This window comes from Mesorhizobium sp. M7A.F.Ca.AU.002.02.1.1, from assembly GCF_003998535.1.
GTDB lineage: Bacteria > Pseudomonadota > Alphaproteobacteria > Rhizobiales > Rhizobiaceae > Mesorhizobium > Mesorhizobium ciceri.
Window position 1 is genome coordinate 1 of record NZ_RZPB01001007.1, and the last position, 1831, is coordinate 1831.

At 61.9% G+C, this 1831-nt stretch carries 2 protein-coding genes; both read left to right on the forward strand.

Annotated elements, in window-relative coordinates; translation table 11 throughout:
* Positions 1 to 756 (forward strand): aldehyde dehydrogenase family protein (locus tag EN879_RS34345; protein WP_127274633.1); only part of this gene is annotated, 756 nt, incomplete at its 5' end.
* 244 nt (positions 757 to 1000) lie between these two features.
* On the forward strand, positions 1001 to 1831 hold an 831-nt coding region (locus EN879_RS34350; protein WP_127274634.1), incomplete at its 3' end, for a MetQ/NlpA family lipoprotein.

The following is a 1831-nucleotide window of genomic DNA, read 5'->3' on the forward strand; positions in this document are numbered from 1 at the left end:
CCGGTCGGCAGGCGGCTGCTCGAATATTCCGCTCGCTCCAATCTGAAGCGCGTCTTCCTCGAACTCGGCGGCAAGTCGCCGAACATCGTCTTTGCCGACGCCCCGGACCTGAAACAGACAGCGGTCGTCTCGGCCAATGGCATCTTCCGCAATTCCGGCCAGGTCTGCGTCGCCGGCTCGCGGCTTCTCGTCCAGTCAGCGGTCTACGACCGCTTCATGGACGAACTGCTCTCGGCAACCATGCGGCTCAAAGTCGGCGATCCGCTTGATCTCACCAGCGATGTCGGCGCGGTATCGAGCGCCGAACAGCTGGACAAGAACCTCGGTTTCGTCGCCAGGGCCACGGAAGAAGGTGCCCGTCTCGTCACCGGCGGCCAGCGGATGCTGACCGAGACCGGTGGCAGCTACATGGCGCCAACGATCTTCGAGAATGTCATGCAGGACATGCAGTTGGCGCGCGAGGAGGTGTTCGGGCCGGTGCTCGGCGTCATGCGCTTCGAGACCGAGGAGGAGGCGGTTCGGCTTGCCAATTCGACCGTCTACGGGCTTGCCTCCGCGGTGTGGACCGCCAATCTCTCCACCGCGCATCGCATGGTGCGCGCCATCAATGCCGGCGTCGTCCACGTCAACACCTATGGCGGCGCCGACATCACCGTGCCGCTCGGCGGCGTCAAGCAGTCCGGCTTCGGCCGCGACAAGTCGCTGCACGCGCTGGAGAAATATTTGGAACTGAAGGCGGCCTGGATCGCGCTTTGACGGCACGCTGAGCTCTCTGAGAATCTGACGACCTCCAGACGCGCGCAAGATCGCGCCGCGATCCGCTGCGGCCGGCCAAGCAGCGGCTTTTGCTCACGCTCTTGAAAATTTTGAGAGAATATTCCCGGCTTTGGCGAGAATGGCGAAACGCGTTCTTTGATAAACTTGATAGAATTTCTGAGGATGCGACCAAGGCTAGGCAATCCGCCTCGCTGCCATGACTTCACAACCGCAGAGATCAATCATGACTGACTTCAAGAACACTTTGCCATCTTCCCCCGGGTCAACCGTCAACCGGCGCAGTGGCCTTGCTCTGCTGTTCGCCTCAGTCGTCGCGATCGGCAGCCTGATTGCACCGCATGCGTCGTTTGCCGAGGACAAGAAGGCGATCAAGGTCGGCATCATCAGCGGCGAGGACGAGGACGTCTGGCGCGTCGTCGTCGCGCAAGCCGCCGAAAAGGGCCTTGCCATCGAGACGGTGGTATTCAACGACTACACCCAGCCCAACGAAGCGCTGGAGCGCGGCGAGATCGACGCCAACGCCTTCCAGCACCAGCCCTATCTCGACAACCAGATCAAGACGCAAGGCTACCACATCGTCCGTGTCGGCTATACCGGCGTCTGGCCGATCGGCCTCTACTCTAAGAAGTTCAGCAAGGTTGCCGACCTGCCCGAGGGCGCGGTCATTGGCGTGCCCAACGACCCATCCAATGAAGGCCGGGCGCTGCGCGTGCTGCAGAACGAGGGCGTGATCAAGCTCAGGGATGGCACCGGCATTCTGGCCACCACCGCCGACATCGCCGAGAACGCGAAGAAGGTGGTGATCAAGGAACTTGACGCCGGTATCGTCGGCCGCTCGGTCGAGGATCTCGATGCGGCCGTGGTCAACACCGACTGGGCGCTGAAAAGCGGCCTGTCGCCGGAAAACCGCATCGCGCAGGAGCCTATCGCCGACAATCCCTACCGCAACTTCATCGCGGTGAAGACCGGTAACGAGAACGAGGCCTGGGTGAAGACGCTGGTGGCTTCCTATCAGAACGAGGCGGTGAAGGCCGAGTTCGACAAGGTCTACAAG